Below are 12,502 nucleotides of genomic sequence, written 5' to 3'. Positions count from 1 at the left end.
GGAGGCTAACTCGGCACAGGCGGCGCAATTTGCTCGTTATCGGTTGTTAGAGGCTGTTAGTGTTTGCGAGTCTCACACCAGACAGCGCCGCCCCACACGCCCGCGGCAATGGCCGCTAATACTCAATACTCCGCCGAATTTGGGATCATCCACGCCGACACCGTCTGCCAAACGCCGTCGCTTGACTTGCGCCGATATGTGACGAAGTCGGCCTCGTCGCTGTACTGGATTTCGTACCGATAGGATTCGAGATGCCTTGTCATTGAACTCTCCCGTGTTGAGGACGGCGCTTCTCACGTCATCATCCCAAAACATCGATTGGAGAGCTCGACTCAGAAAGGGCCATACGTGGAAAGGGTCCTTCCAGGCAGCGGAAGGTTCGTACGAGATCGCCAGCTGATTCACCCAACCGATGCCGTCTTCCGAAATCCGGGGCGGTATGGCAAAGTTGGAAGGTATCCTCCCGATTTATGGAAGGAGATCCGATGGATCGCCTGGAAGCGATGTCGACCTTTCTGACCGTGGTCGAGCAGGGCAGCTTGTCCGCGGCGGCGCGGCAACTGAAAACGCCACTCACAACAGTCAGTCGCAACGTATCCGAGCTCGAGGCTCACCTGCGGACCAAGCTCTTCAACCGGTCGAGCCGGCAGCTGGTGCTGACGGATGCAGGCACGTCCTACGTTGCAGCTTGCAAGCGCATCCTCACAGATGTGCTCGAAGCGGAGCGTACCGCCTCCGGCGAGTATACCACGCCGACGGGCGAGCTGGCCGTGACCACCCCATTGGGCCTTGGGCGCATCATTCTGATGCCGATCATCGCGGATTTCCTCAAGACCTACCCGGATATCAAGGTCAGGATGATCCCCACCGATCAGAAGCTGAGCCTTGCCCAGGAGCAAATCGATGTCGCGGTGCGCATCGGCGAATTGCCGGACTCGAGCCTGGTCGCGCTACGGCTCGGCAGGACGCGCCGGGTGGTGTGCGCCAGTCCGGCCTATCTGGCGGCGCGCGGAACGCCGCGTACGCCTGAAGATTTGGCCGCGCATGATTGCATCAGCTATCCCGGCTTCTCGCCACCCGATGTCTGGACGTTCGTGAGAGGCAAGGCGCCCATCGCCGCGCCGGTGCATACGCGGCTCACCGTCGGCAGCGCGGAAGCGGCTTGTACGGCAGCCCGCGCTGGCGTGGGAATTTCCATCGCCTTTGCCTATCAACTCGAAGCCGGTTCGGAAGCGGGAGCATTGATGACCGTGCTGGATGAATTCCAGCCACCGGCAATGCCGGTTAATCTCGTCTACACAGCCAACCGATTTCTGCCGATCAAGGTCAGAGCGTTCCTTGACTTTGCAGCACCGCGGCTGAAGCGAGTTTTCGCGGAGTAAACCGAGCCGTGCTCACTCCGCTGTCGAGTTTCCAAAATCCGGAAGGATGACTCCCGGGTTCCCCGCCTGTTGACCCCGGCCTTTCGCCCTACCTCCCAGTCACGACCTGCCGGAAACGGCGTTGCGAACTGGAGGCGAACATGGGTGAAGTTATCCAATTTATCCCGAAGGCCGAGCGCGAACGGCTCCGCCTGATACGGGAAGCCCGCGCGATCTACGACAGCGTCTTCCCGTCGGTCGATCCGGTCAACGGGCAGCCCGATAGCGCACCGATCGTCATCAACGGAACCTGGATTCATCGGGGCGGCGAACCGTTGTCGTAATCAACGACTTCGCAGTGCTCGATCGTCAACTATTCGGAGAAATCGTCATGTCAATCCGCAACACGCTTTTCGCTGCTGGATTCGGTATCGCCTCCCTCACGGCCGCCCAGGCAGAAGGGCTGCGTCCAATCGAGGCCAAGAGCATCGACCTCGGCGCGATATCTGGGGTCGCCTACTATACTGTCGAGCGCGACGGATTCCACGTGGTTGCGACCTTGGCACAGGGCGAAACAGGAACACCGCTCCGCGTCGTATCTGTTCTTACACCTGGTCAGCGCGTGCTTCTCTCGACACCGCAACCGGCGGGCGTGATCGAGATCAGCCGCGAAGGGGACAGCGTGCTCATTCGCAAACCGGGCACAGCCTCGAACTGAACTTCGACTCGTGCGGCTGCCAATCCATGTGTGACCATGCAGCAGTAGCATTCTCAAAAGGAAAAGTGAGACAGGAAAATACGATGAACACCATTTCACGTCGTCACATTCTGGCCGCCAGCGCCGGAGGTCTCCTGAACCAGGTAGCGTACCTGCGACTCTTGAGACCATGAATGCGTTGTCTTTCTGGTGGCGGAGCGCCATGCGAGATCCTCATGACGTGCAGGTCGTGGTCAGTGAAGGTGTCGCGTTCGACTTCTTTAGCGCTATTATTCCCGTTCTGAAGAACCTGAAAATCGATTCCGGGCGATATTGGAGCGTGCATGCCGACATCGGCATGCACCATTTGACGATGGGGCCCGATCTTTGCGAGGAGGTCGCGCCAAACTCCGTGAAGGGGCAGCTCTATCACCGCACGCTGTGGCAATCCGCCACTCTCTACCACCAAAATGCTCAGCTCCTGGATCGGCGAGCGGGTTGCGCCGACCGCTGACCTAACCGGACTAAGTCGTCAATAAGGCAAGAATCCAGGTGACGAGTGCATGCCCTGAAAGCTCGCGCCGCGCGACAGGACTTTTCCGCCATATTTTTTTTGAATGTCCGGAACCTTGATCCGTGCAACGTTTGTAGGACACGGGATCGTTAATCATTGCGCGGGCAGGCCAGTAACAGCTCATCGTAGGTCTCTCAGTTTTCGAAGCGGGTTAGTTGCCGCGCATCCGACGCGGATTGATCAGGCACGTGACGAGTGCGGCAGCGACGGCCGTCAGCGTCACGGACACTGCACCGGCGGTAGACCACCCAAGAACCGGGACAAGTGCGCCGAACGTTGGGCCAGCGACGAACCCGGCAAGATGTGGACTTGCTGCGGACCCGCATTGAGAGGATGATGCCGCGCAAGAGTTGGTGTCATCCGTCATTTCGATGGAGATCAGCGATGCGCGTACCGGTCTACTATGGCGATTACCTGCGGCTCGACCGCCTCTTGTCATCGCAAGAGCCCGAAAGTGCCAGAATCGGCATCAGCGCCCATGACGAGATGCTATTCATCATCGTCCACCAGGCCTACGAGCTGTGGTTCAAGCAGATCCTGCATGAGCTTGACCGGGTTGAGGCAGACTTTGGCACGATCCCAGTCACCGATGATGCCATGGCCCGTATCGTACACGGGCTCAATCGTGTCCACGAAATCCTCAAGCTTGTCGTCGCCCAGCTTGACGTGCTGGAAACCATGACGCCATTTGACTTCCTGGATTTTCGCGACCTGTTGATGCCGGCTTCGGGTTTCCAGTCCCTGCAGTTCCGGCTGATCGAGACGCGGCTCGGCTTGCCGCCTGAAACGCGCATTCCATTTGATGAAAAGGCGATCGACGAGCGTCTTTCCCAATCGGATCGGGACGCCCTTCGAGCCGCCGGCGCTCGGCCATCATTATTTGACTTGCTCAATCGTTGGCTTGCGCGAACGCCATTTCTCGACTGGGGAGGGGAGACATTCCGCGAGGCCTATCGCACTGCGGTCAAAAAGCATCTAGCTCGCGATGCCGAGCTGGTGCGTGCGGATCCTGCGATCCCGCCGGAAAAGCGCGATCGCGAACTGAAGAATATCGAGCGGGCTATTGCGTCGTTCTCGGAAATTTTCTCGGAAACAGACGAGGGGGGTAGTTGGCGGCTGTTGCCGCAATCAGTGCAGGCTGCCCTTTTCATCACGCTCTATCGTGACAAGCCTGCCGTGCAGCCGGCGTTCGGACTTTTGACTGCCCTCATGGACATCGACGAAACCCTAACTCTGTGGCGATATCGGCATGCACTCATGGTGGAGCGCATGATCGGTTTGAAGATCGGTACTGGCGGCTCCTCGGGTCACGCCTATCTTCGGATGACGGCCGAGCGACATCGCATTTTCTCTGACCTGTTTCGACTGTCCACTTTCCTCATTCCGCGTTCAGCTGTGCCCGAGCTCCCGGCCCCGATTCAGGAGCAGATGAGGTTCGTTTACGCGTCATGACCATGCTCGATCTTACCGCTCATTTTGCGAAGTTTCGCGCCGCGGCGCCTGAGCGGATCAACCTCGCGGCGCACAGCCACCACGACTGGCCCGACGTGACACTCGCGGCGCAAGAGCAGTGCTGGCGCGATGCGGCGCGGCTCGCCGGCGAAAAATGGGGCTTGGTGTTCGATGAGCTGATCCCGCGGGTCCAGGCCGGGATCGCCAAGCACCTCCAACTACCCGACCCATCGACCATCGCCGTTGCGCCCAACACGCACGAATTCCTGCGCAGGTTGTTGTCCTGCTTTCCGTCGGATCGACCTATCCGTATCCTGACGAGCGACGCCGAATTCCATACCGCACGGCGTCAGATCGACCGCCTGGAGGAGGATGGATTGGTCGCCGTCACGCGCATATCCGTCGAGCCATACGAGACCTTCGCTGAACGCTTTCATGCGGCATGCGGGAGCGGCGAACATGACCTTGTCTTTGTAAGCCAGGTGTTTTTCACCTCGTCAGCAACGTCGGGAAATCTCAAGGCCCTGGTCGAGGCAGTACCTTCGCGCGATACTTTCATCGTAATCGACGGCTATCACGGCTTCATGGCCCGTCCAACCGATCTGTCTGAGATCGCGGGCCGCGCCTTTTATCTCGCAGGCGGCTACAAATATGCGATGGCGGGGGAGGGATGCTGCTTCCTGCATTGCCCGCCTGGCTACGGCCCAAGACCCCGAGACACAGGCTGGTTCGCCGATTTTGGCTCGCTTGCAGCGCCTCCGGGGAAATCAGTCGGGTATCCGCGGGATGCCGGCCGTTTCCTCGGTGCGACCTTCGATCCCTCGGGTCTCTACCGGCTTGTCGCCGTATTCGATTGGTTTGCCCGTGAGAGCTTGACCGCTGAGCAAATCCACCGTCACGCGCAGGGATTGATGACGTTATTCATCGAGGGGCTCGCGCTTCAGCACAATGAGGGACTGCGGTTTGCAGATTTGATTACGCCATGGGGCGCTAAGGCCCAGCACGGCAATTTTCTGACGTTCCGGACGCGGCGTGCAGGCGAGATTGAGGCAAAACTTGCCGACGTCCACGTGCACTGCGATCACCGCGGCGACCGCCTTCGCTTCGGTTTCGGAATTTGCACGAATGCAGCGGACCTCGATCAGGCGCTGGCGAGAATCCGACGTGTGATTGGCAACTAAGGCCCGTCCGGCACTCAATGGTGCGCAGTCTGCGGTTCTGCGCGTTCTTGCAGCCAGAACCAGCCGCGTCCGCGAGGGTTTGAACGGCTTCGTCGGGAGCAGGCCTACCCGTCGAACGCGCAATTCTGCAAGCGACCGGGATGATCGGTGAAGTCACCTGTCGCTTCACCCACGTCTACCCGGACGGGCCCGCGCCCTTGTGATTTGCCGGGCCTCCAAGCGTGGACAGCCGATCAGCGTATCCGAGTTTGAAGAGTACGTCTTCGGTATCGTCTTGCTGAACGATTGGAGTGCGAGAGATTTGCAGCGTTTCGAAACCGAGTGGCTCACTACAACCTCTGCCGCGTACATGAAGCTCTGCGCACCACGCCTGCGGTCGCGCTTGGAGTGGATTGAGCGCGTGTGGAGTATCGGGGATTTGCTGGACACCGTCTTGCCGCTGGACCCGAATCGGCCGGTTCGGATAACGCGGAATTTTACCGTAATCGATGGCGGCAAACGGTAGGTTTGCCAGAGCCCGCAAATGCAAAAGGCCGCCCGGAAGGCGGCCCTTCAAAATTCTGGGATTTTATCCGTGATCAGGCGTGAGACGGATCTGCTCGGTGCGACCAACCTCGCCCGCGCGAGATCAGTCGATCTCTTCGATGACCCGACGTTCGTGGGGTTCGACGATGTAGGTGCGGCTGTCCCGGTTGATGTACCGGTACTCGCGAAGGCTCGGAGCATCCCGATAGACCTCGTCTGGAAAGACATCGATGTCAACGCCGTCCGGCACGCGCTCGCCGGTCCGGATCTCGGTTCGGACGGTGCTGCCGGTCGTGCGACTCTCGCGTTCGACCGGGCGAGCCTTGACGTGTTTGCGGACAACCTCTCGGTCGCGGTCGCTGAACGTCACCTTGCGTTGCTCGGTGCGCGCCGGCGCCGACGCGGTCGAGCGGCCGGAGTACGGCAGGACCGTCACGATCTTGTAGGTGGACGGCTCCACGATCACGATCTCGTCTTTCACCAGGACGAAGTCATAGCCCCGATACTGGGGCACGATCTCGACGACCTCGGCTGGCAGTGGCTGCAGGCGGACGTCCCGCGGCACGACCGTGCCCACCGACAACGAGAAGTTCACGTTGGTGAGGGGCTGCACGTTCAGGTGCGAGATCGACGTGCTGATGCGCGTCCGCTGCTGGTCGTTGATGTTCGCCGAGGCGTTCACATTGGTGTTCGACGAACGGTCAGCAGTGTTCTGCTGATTGTTCGGCTGCTGCGCGGTGTTTGTCGATCCGCTACCCGTCGGCGACTGCGCCTGGTTGGTGTTCGAGGCGGGCGGATTGGCGCTCTGCGTCGGATTGTTCGTGCTTGACGGCGGATTGGTCTGCGCCGGGTTCGAGGGCGTTGTACCCTGGGTGGAGGGATTGCTCTGAGCCTGGTTGGCCGAATTGTTTGAGGCAGGCGCCTGGGTCGTGTTCGTGCCGCTTCCAGAACTGGACGACTGGCCTGCCGCAGTCTGACCGTTCGAGGACGGAGCCTGCGTCTGGGCGGAATTCGACGACGGGTTGGTCTGTGCGGATCCGGATGACGAGCCGGATGACGTGGTCGATGTCGATGGTGACGTGGTTGATGTGGAATCCTGCTGACGCTGCGTCGTCGACGGACTGGAGCTTGACGTGCTTGGAGAAGACTGCGCAAACGCCGAAGTCGCGATGGCGACCGCAGCGGTCGTAGCCAAGAATAAACGCTTGTTCATCTGAACCTCCCTAATGTGGACGCCGATCAACCCTCGGCATGGCCTTCGGTTCCGAATCGAGAAATATCGGCAATTGCCGTGAGATCGGGGCCGGGATTTTCTCTGGGGAGCCGGCGATGCTGCTTCGCGGAATGGCGAGCGCGCGCTAATTACCAGAGGTGGTCCGCGGAAAGAATCCTCGCCCGCCTAAAGCGCTTGCGAGAGCGCAGCATCGAGTTCCTCGAGCGGCGTCACCTGCGAGCGACCAGCTCGCGATACCGGCTTTCGTATTCCCTCGCCATGCGACTGGCGACGAAACGATCCTCGAAACGGGCGCGGACCGTTCTTCTGTCCAGCCGCACGGCTTCCTTGATGGCTTCCATCGCCTGCTCCTCGCTGTCCACAATATAGCCTGTGACACCGTCCTCCACGACTTCCGGCACCGATCCGGAGCGATAGGCGATCACGGGCGTGCCGCACGCCATCGCCTCGATCATCACCAAGCCGAAGGGCTCGGGCCAATCGATTGGGAACAGCAAGGCGGCGGCACCCGCGAGGAACGGTTGCTTGCGGACTTCGTCTACCTCGCCGACCAGCATGATATTCTCGCCGTCGATCTCATGCTCGAGCTTCTTTTTGAAGTAGACCGTCTGCGCGCGGGGAATCTTGGCGGCAATCCGCAGCGGCATCCGGACGGCGCGGGCGATGCGTATTGCATCCTCCGGGCCTTTCTCCGCAGTAAGTCGCCCGAGAAAAGCCAGGTACGAACCCGATTCGTAGGAGGGCCGAAACAGATCCTTAGGTAGTCCGTGCGGAATCGTCGCGATCCAGTGCGCGCCCGGAAGGGGCTGGCGCTGATTGTCCGAAATGGAGACGAATGGGGCCTCCGGAAACGCGCCGACGACGTCGGACAAGCCGGGAAGGTCGAGCCGCCCGTGCATGGTCGTCAGAAACGGCACACCCGCGCGAGTCAGGACCGGCAGAGGCAACCAGTCGACATGCGAGTGGATTACATCGAATTCGCCTGCGCGCTCGGCGATGGCCTCAATCAGCAGCGCGCAGGCGGCGTTTGAATCGACGCCCTTCTGTCCCAGCCGCAATGCGCGCGGCCAGACAGCATGGAGCTTCCCCTTCGTCCTCGAATCTCCGCTCGCGAACAGGGTGACGTCGTGCCCGAGTTCGACCATCTGATCCACCAGCCAGGCGATCACCCGCTCCGTGCCACCATACAACCTTGGAGGAACACTCTCGGCCAAGGGGGCAAGCTGGGCGATCCGCATCGATCACTCACCAAAGACCGCGGAGATGAGAAAGGCGATCGCGAGCAGCGTCGAAAAGGGGCCTTGTACTCCCCCGACCTACGTGTATGACGAGCATTTTCATGCTCGTCTTCATTCGTCTAGGGGAAGGCGGTGCAGGTAGGCAATCCCGAAGCCGGCGAGTTCTTCGGTATCGCTCTCTCGCTCTTCCCCTCTCCTTTGCAGGAAGCGTTCGAGAAGGCAGCGCCGGTTGTCCTGCGGACCAACGTCAGGGTGGCGCGCCCGGTAAACTGTCCAGGCGGTCTCCGCGGCATTCTTCAAGACGACATCGTTGACCATCTTCACGCTCCCGGCGACCGATCCAACCTCTGGCAACTCAAGACGTCAGCAAAGTTTCCTATTTTTCCCGGCCACCCAAATGAGTCAAAGAATACGTATCCAACACGCTTTGGCGGTCCTCTCGCGTGCCGAACAGCGACGCTGCAGGCGCTGGCTTCGGCCAGAGCGCTTGGCGGCAAGAAGCGGGGACGAAGTGGGGCTGAAGCCGACGGCTTGCTGCGGGCGCGGCGCTCTCCGTCCGCATCTCGGCGGTCCCGCCTCCATGAACTCGAGCACGGCACGACCTTTCTCAGTGGTGTGCCATCTGCCTTTCAGACGCTCGACATGCGAGAGGATATCGAGCTCGGACAGCGCGAGCGGCAAGGCGCTTAGTCGGCTCGGCCCAGTCGCCCCCTCGTCGCCAGAATCGCTATATCGCGCTTGAGGTCGGCATGACCGCGAACCCCCTCGGGATACTGACCAGGGTCTTGGGCACAGTGACCTGGAAGTTCACCCCGCCTGCTTCTGCCTATCGCCCCCTGTCGGAACGTCGTTAGGGGCCTCGCGTCCCACCTGGTTCTAGCTTCTCGGACGAGGCGTCACTGTTGGTAGCCGCTTCAGAATCCTTGAGGCCACGTGGGCGCACACTGGGGCTTCATAGCGCGAGACATCTTCGCAGACCTCGTCGATTACGGCGCGCAAGAGCGCGATCGTGGCCTACCGAACATCGGAACCCGTAGCGCAAGAAGAGCCGATTGCGTAAAACTCTCTCCGGCGAATTCAACAAAGTTAACGCGGCCACATCGGGCAACAGCCATCGAGCGCTTCCGCGGCGCAGCATGAACTGAGCCCCGCCTAGAACTTCCTGTTGGGGTGAAAGTTCGATGCGCTCGGGTCAAGGTGCGTCGGCGCCGAGTACCCATTGCCCGCCCGCCGTCGGGCAAGCGAAACCATTGCCAATTGTTCCCGTTGTTGATGGGGCGCTCGAACAATATGAAAGGATCCTCGATGAAAAAGATTGCAATATCGGCGCTGATGGTTGGCGCCCTCGGTCTGGCCTCTGTAGCCACGACGGCTCCGGCCGAAGCTCACTGGCGAGGCGGATGGGGACCAGGGATCGCCGGTGGCTTGGTTGCCGGTGCCGTGATCGGCGGGCTCGCCTCTTCGGCTTACGGCTGGGGACCGGGTTACGGTTACTACAGCGGCCCCGGCTACTACGGCGCCAGCTATTATGGCGGCCCGTACGCCTACGACTACGGGTACGACGAGCCGTATCGCTGGGGCGGCGGCTATAGCACGACCTACTACACGGCGCCCGTCTCCTACGGTTATCGCTATCACCGAGTCGTCCGCCCGGCCTACGCCTATTACCGTGGCTCTTATCCAGTCATTCGACACCACTGGCATCGGCATTACCGGCACTGGTGAGAGCTATCGATCCGCACGCAGCGAGGCCGCGCTATAGAAGGCGCGGCCTATTCCTTTGCAGGATCACGGCCAGCATTCTGTCACTATCCACCAGCAAATGGCTCGGTTCGCTCGAAGGCGAGACGCCGGTCGGGGCTTCTTTTCTACAGCTTTGCTGAACGCTTTGGATGCGGGCGGGTCGTGGAGCCTTAATCTCGACGCCCTATGCTGCAGGTATTGCGGCCATGGCTCAGCAGCATCCGCGATGAAATGATCGGCATGAACGGCCGCTCGCAGATAAGAAATCAGGTATCGGCGGAGGCCGGATTGAAGCGGCGGGCCGCGTCGTTCAGCGGCCCGCCACTGGAAGGACTAGTCGATCTCCTGGACGACCTCTCGGGTCGACGGATCGACCAGCATCACGCGCTCGCCCGAGTAGACATAGCGGTACTTGGTGAGCGAGGGACCCCATTCGGCAGGCACCGCCTCGAGCTCGACTTCGCGCGGTACCGGCCGACCGACGACGATCTTCTCGCGGGTCTCCACGGGACGGACCTTGTGTTCGGTGACGTAAGTGCGGATCTTCGTGCGGTATTCCGGCTCGATCTGCACGGCGGCAGCACGTCCGGTGCCGGTGGTGGTGGTGACGGTGGACTGCGCCATCGCGCCCGTTGAAATCATCGCTACCATCGCAGTTGTCAGTAAGAGCTTGTTCATCTTTCTCTCTCCTCGCCGCCATATGCGGCAGGGTCGAGAACCCTCGAATGATGGCAAGGTTCCGGTTCGTCCGCATGCGCCTGACGGAACATTCAGGTTCGGCGGCGGTTCGTCCCAGGTTCCCAGCAGGGACTTGCTTAGGGAGTCCGCTGATGCCACCGTCCGACGCAGCCAGGAGTGCCTCCGATCAACGCCAACGAAGGCTCCTGATCCTGCTGGCTTTGGGATTCATCATTTTTGGCGCTGCTGCGGCCGCCCTGTTCTATGTCCTGCAGCCCGAGACCCTCCGGGTCGCCGTCGGCCCCTCAGGCAGCGACGACCATCAGGTGATCCAAGCGATGGCCGAGGCCTTCGAAGAAGAAAGCAGGACGGTTAGACTGTCTCCAATCACTACCGCCGGAGCGGCCGAATCCCTTACATTCCTGGGGGCCGGCAAAACCGACCTTGCAATCGGTCGCGGCGACCTCGCCATGCCGGCTGATGCGCAGACGGTGGCCGTCCTGCGTAAGAACTACATCGTCATATGGTCGCCGTCCGGACGCGCGGGCAAGGACTCCAAGAAGAAGGGCGCTGCAAAGATCGGTGAGATTGCCGATCTCGCGGGACACAAGGTCGGCATCATCGGACAGACCGGCGCCAACGTCGCGCTCCTGCGGACAATCCTAGAAGGTTCAGGCGTGCAGCCCGACAAGGTTGCCACGGCCCAATTCGGGACCCAAGAGATCGAAAAGCTTGCGCAGGACAACACGCTGGACGCGTATCTCGCCGTCGGGCCCCTCGACAGCAAGATCACGGCCGCGGCCATCGCCGCGACGTCCCGATCACGCGGAGCGCCGAAGTTTCTTCCGATCGAAGCGTCCGAGGCGATCGCCCTGCGGCATCCACGCTACGAAGCCGAGGAAATCCCCGGCAGCGTCTTCAACGCCAACCCGGCCTGGCCCGAGGACAAGATCGACACCATCAGTGTCAGCCATCTTATCCTGGCCAGAAAAGAACTATCGGAAGCCAAGGCGGCGGCCTTCTATCGGCAGCTTTTCGCGGTACGCGACACGATCACGCAACGCGTCGCCGGCGCGGCGCACATCACAAAACCGGAGACGGACAAGGAGGCCGAACCTTCCGTGCACCGGGGCGCAACAGCAGTCATCAACGGGACCGAGCGGACGTTTCTGGACAAGTACAGCGACTACTTCTGGTTCGCCCTGCTTCTTCTCTCCGGGATCGGTTCGGCCGCCGCCTGGCTTCGGCGATATCTGAACCGGGACGAACGGGAGGATAACACCAGTCATCGCAACCGCATTCTCGCCGCGGTTTCGGAGGTTCGCGATGCCGGCTCCGAGCAGGACCTGCTGATATCGCAGCGAGAGGTCGACGCGATCGTCGGGGAGACCCTCAAGTGCTACGACGAAGGAGCCATCGAACAGGAGGACATGGTGGTGTTTGGCCTCGTCCTTGAGCTATTCGATCATGCGGTCACGGAAAGGCGGGCGGCGCTTCAGAGCGGTCTCCCCGATCCAGCGCGGACACAAGGACCGAGTCTCGCCTCTCGCCGATAGCCGCACCTGGCAGGCCAAACTCCTCGTGCAACACCGTCGAAAGCGCCGAGCCGTCGTTCAAGATCGAGAAGACCTCCCGCGGAGGTAGATCCGCGGTGGCTCCCTCGAACGTCTGCTCGCATCGACTTTGGCACGCCGACCGCCAGGTTGGCATCGACCGTATCGGGTCTCTCGGGGCGAGGAGGCGGCGTAAGCGGCGTTCAGAGGGAGTGATCTGCGAGTCTGCGGTTTGGAGCGAGCTGGTGCGCAGTTGAAACACACCG

General features: G+C 61.0%; 14 protein-coding genes. 9 read left to right on the top strand and 5 right to left on the bottom strand.

Going from position 1 to position 12,502, the window contains the following annotated elements; translation table 11 throughout:
• Positions 1-122 precede the first annotated feature (122 nt).
• Complete coding sequence (locus ACVIW0_RS22905) at positions 123-263, bottom strand: hypothetical protein (protein WP_461354392.1); 141 nt, start codon at positions 261-263, stop codon at positions 123-125.
• Between the two features lie 222 nt (positions 264-485).
• On the opposite strand from ACVIW0_RS22905, the gene ACVIW0_RS22900 reads away from it, so the two are divergent.
• From ACVIW0_RS22900 to ACVIW0_RS22870, 7 genes are all read left to right on the top strand, one after another.
• Entirely contained in the window at positions 486-1,382 is an 897-nt protein-coding gene (locus ACVIW0_RS22900) for a LysR family transcriptional regulator (protein WP_461354391.1), read from the top strand.
• A 140-nt stretch (positions 1,383-1,522) separates the two neighbouring features.
• Positions 1,523-1,705, top strand: coding sequence for a hypothetical protein (locus ACVIW0_RS22895; RefSeq protein WP_461354390.1), 183 nt, complete (start codon positions 1,523-1,525; stop codon positions 1,703-1,705).
• Positions 1,706-1,752: 47 nt separating this feature from the next.
• Complete coding sequence (locus ACVIW0_RS22890; RefSeq protein ID WP_461354389.1) at positions 1,753-2,079, top strand: hypothetical protein; 327 nt, start codon at positions 1,753-1,755, stop codon at positions 2,077-2,079.
• 169 nt (positions 2,080-2,248) lie between these two features.
• Positions 2,249-2,572, top strand: a complete 324-nt coding sequence (locus ACVIW0_RS22885) for a hypothetical protein (protein ID WP_461354388.1) — start codon at positions 2,249-2,251, stop codon at positions 2,570-2,572.
• A 444-nt stretch (positions 2,573-3,016) separates the two neighbouring features.
• Positions 3,017-4,084, top strand: coding sequence for a tryptophan 2,3-dioxygenase family protein (locus tag ACVIW0_RS22880; RefSeq protein WP_461354387.1), 1,068 nt, complete (start codon positions 3,017-3,019; stop codon positions 4,082-4,084).
• The gene (locus ACVIW0_RS22875) at positions 4,081-5,265 is read left to right on the top strand and encodes an aminotransferase class V-fold PLP-dependent enzyme (protein WP_461354386.1); all 1,185 of its coding nucleotides are present in this window, start codon (positions 4,081-4,083) and stop codon (positions 5,263-5,265) included. The genes ACVIW0_RS22880 and ACVIW0_RS22875 overlap by 4 nt, the downstream gene beginning before the upstream one ends.
• A gap of 199 nt (positions 5,266-5,464) precedes the next feature.
• On the top strand, positions 5,465-5,770 hold the full coding sequence (locus tag ACVIW0_RS22870) for a fumarylacetoacetate hydrolase family protein (RefSeq protein WP_461354385.1): 306 nt from the start codon (positions 5,465-5,467) through the stop codon (positions 5,768-5,770).
• A gap of 123 nt (positions 5,771-5,893) precedes the next feature.
• Here ACVIW0_RS22870 and ACVIW0_RS22865 read toward each other — a convergent pair whose 3' ends face one another.
• From ACVIW0_RS22865 to ACVIW0_RS22855, 3 genes are all read right to left on the bottom strand, one after another.
• Entirely contained in the window at positions 5,894-7,003 is a 1,110-nt protein-coding gene (locus ACVIW0_RS22865) for a DUF1236 domain-containing protein (RefSeq protein WP_461354384.1), read from the bottom strand.
• A 230-nt stretch (positions 7,004-7,233) separates the two neighbouring features.
• Complete coding sequence (locus ACVIW0_RS22860) at positions 7,234-8,262, bottom strand: glycosyltransferase family 4 protein (RefSeq protein WP_461354383.1); 1,029 nt, start codon at positions 8,260-8,262, stop codon at positions 7,234-7,236.
• A 111-nt stretch (positions 8,263-8,373) separates the two neighbouring features.
• Entirely contained in the window at positions 8,374-8,580 is a 207-nt protein-coding gene (locus tag ACVIW0_RS22855; RefSeq protein WP_461354382.1) for a hypothetical protein, read from the bottom strand.
• A 987-nt stretch (positions 8,581-9,567) separates the two neighbouring features.
• Here ACVIW0_RS22855 and ACVIW0_RS22850 point away from each other — a divergent pair.
• Entirely contained in the window at positions 9,568-9,987 is a 420-nt protein-coding gene (locus ACVIW0_RS22850) for a hypothetical protein (RefSeq protein ID WP_461354381.1), read from the top strand.
• A 351-nt stretch (positions 9,988-10,338) separates the two neighbouring features.
• On the opposite strand, the gene ACVIW0_RS22845 is transcribed toward ACVIW0_RS22850, so the two are convergent.
• On the bottom strand, positions 10,339-10,683 hold the full coding sequence (locus ACVIW0_RS22845) for a DUF1236 domain-containing protein (protein WP_461354380.1): 345 nt from the start codon (positions 10,681-10,683) through the stop codon (positions 10,339-10,341).
• Between the two features lie 152 nt (positions 10,684-10,835).
• Here ACVIW0_RS22845 and ACVIW0_RS22840 point away from each other — a divergent pair, with 152 nt between their 5' ends.
• Positions 10,836-12,239, top strand: coding sequence for a TAXI family TRAP transporter solute-binding subunit (locus tag ACVIW0_RS22840; RefSeq protein ID WP_461354379.1), 1,404 nt, complete (start codon positions 10,836-10,838; stop codon positions 12,237-12,239).
• Positions 12,240-12,502: the final 263 nt, after the last annotated feature.

The sequence above is a fragment of the Bradyrhizobium sp. USDA 4454 genome (assembly GCF_054822705.1).
Note: the sequence above shows the minus strand (reverse complement) of the source record. Positions and strands in the feature narration are given on the sequence as shown.

Coding starts and splice junctions, on each gene's coding strand:
- ACVIW0_RS22865 (WP_461354384.1), bottom strand. CDS start 7,003: ATGAACAAGCGTTTATTCTTGGCTACGACCGCTGCGGTCGCCATCGCG.
- ACVIW0_RS22905 (WP_461354392.1), bottom strand. CDS start 263: ATGACAAGGCATCTCGAATCCTATCGGTACGAAATCCAGTACAGCGAC.
- ACVIW0_RS22895 (WP_461354390.1), top strand. CDS start 1,523: ATGGGTGAAGTTATCCAATTTATCCCGAAGGCCGAGCGCGAACGGCTC.
- ACVIW0_RS22875 (WP_461354386.1), top strand. CDS start 4,081: ATGACCATGCTCGATCTTACCGCTCATTTTGCGAAGTTTCGCGCCGCG.
- ACVIW0_RS22890 (WP_461354389.1), top strand. CDS start 1,753: ATGTCAATCCGCAACACGCTTTTCGCTGCTGGATTCGGTATCGCCTCC.
- ACVIW0_RS22850 (WP_461354381.1), top strand. CDS start 9,568: ATGAAAAAGATTGCAATATCGGCGCTGATGGTTGGCGCCCTCGGTCTG.
- ACVIW0_RS22855 (WP_461354382.1), bottom strand. CDS start 8,580: ATGGTCAACGATGTCGTCTTGAAGAATGCCGCGGAGACCGCCTGGACA.
- ACVIW0_RS22880 (WP_461354387.1), top strand. CDS start 3,017: ATGCGCGTACCGGTCTACTATGGCGATTACCTGCGGCTCGACCGCCTC.
- ACVIW0_RS22885 (WP_461354388.1), top strand. CDS start 2,249: ATGAATGCGTTGTCTTTCTGGTGGCGGAGCGCCATGCGAGATCCTCAT.
- ACVIW0_RS22860 (WP_461354383.1), bottom strand. CDS start 8,262: ATGCGGATCGCCCAGCTTGCCCCCTTGGCCGAGAGTGTTCCTCCAAGG.
- ACVIW0_RS22845 (WP_461354380.1), bottom strand. CDS start 10,683: ATGAACAAGCTCTTACTGACAACTGCGATGGTAGCGATGATTTCAACG.
- ACVIW0_RS22900 (WP_461354391.1), top strand. CDS start 486: ATGGATCGCCTGGAAGCGATGTCGACCTTTCTGACCGTGGTCGAGCAG.
- ACVIW0_RS22840 (WP_461354379.1), top strand. CDS start 10,836: ATGCCACCGTCCGACGCAGCCAGGAGTGCCTCCGATCAACGCCAACGA.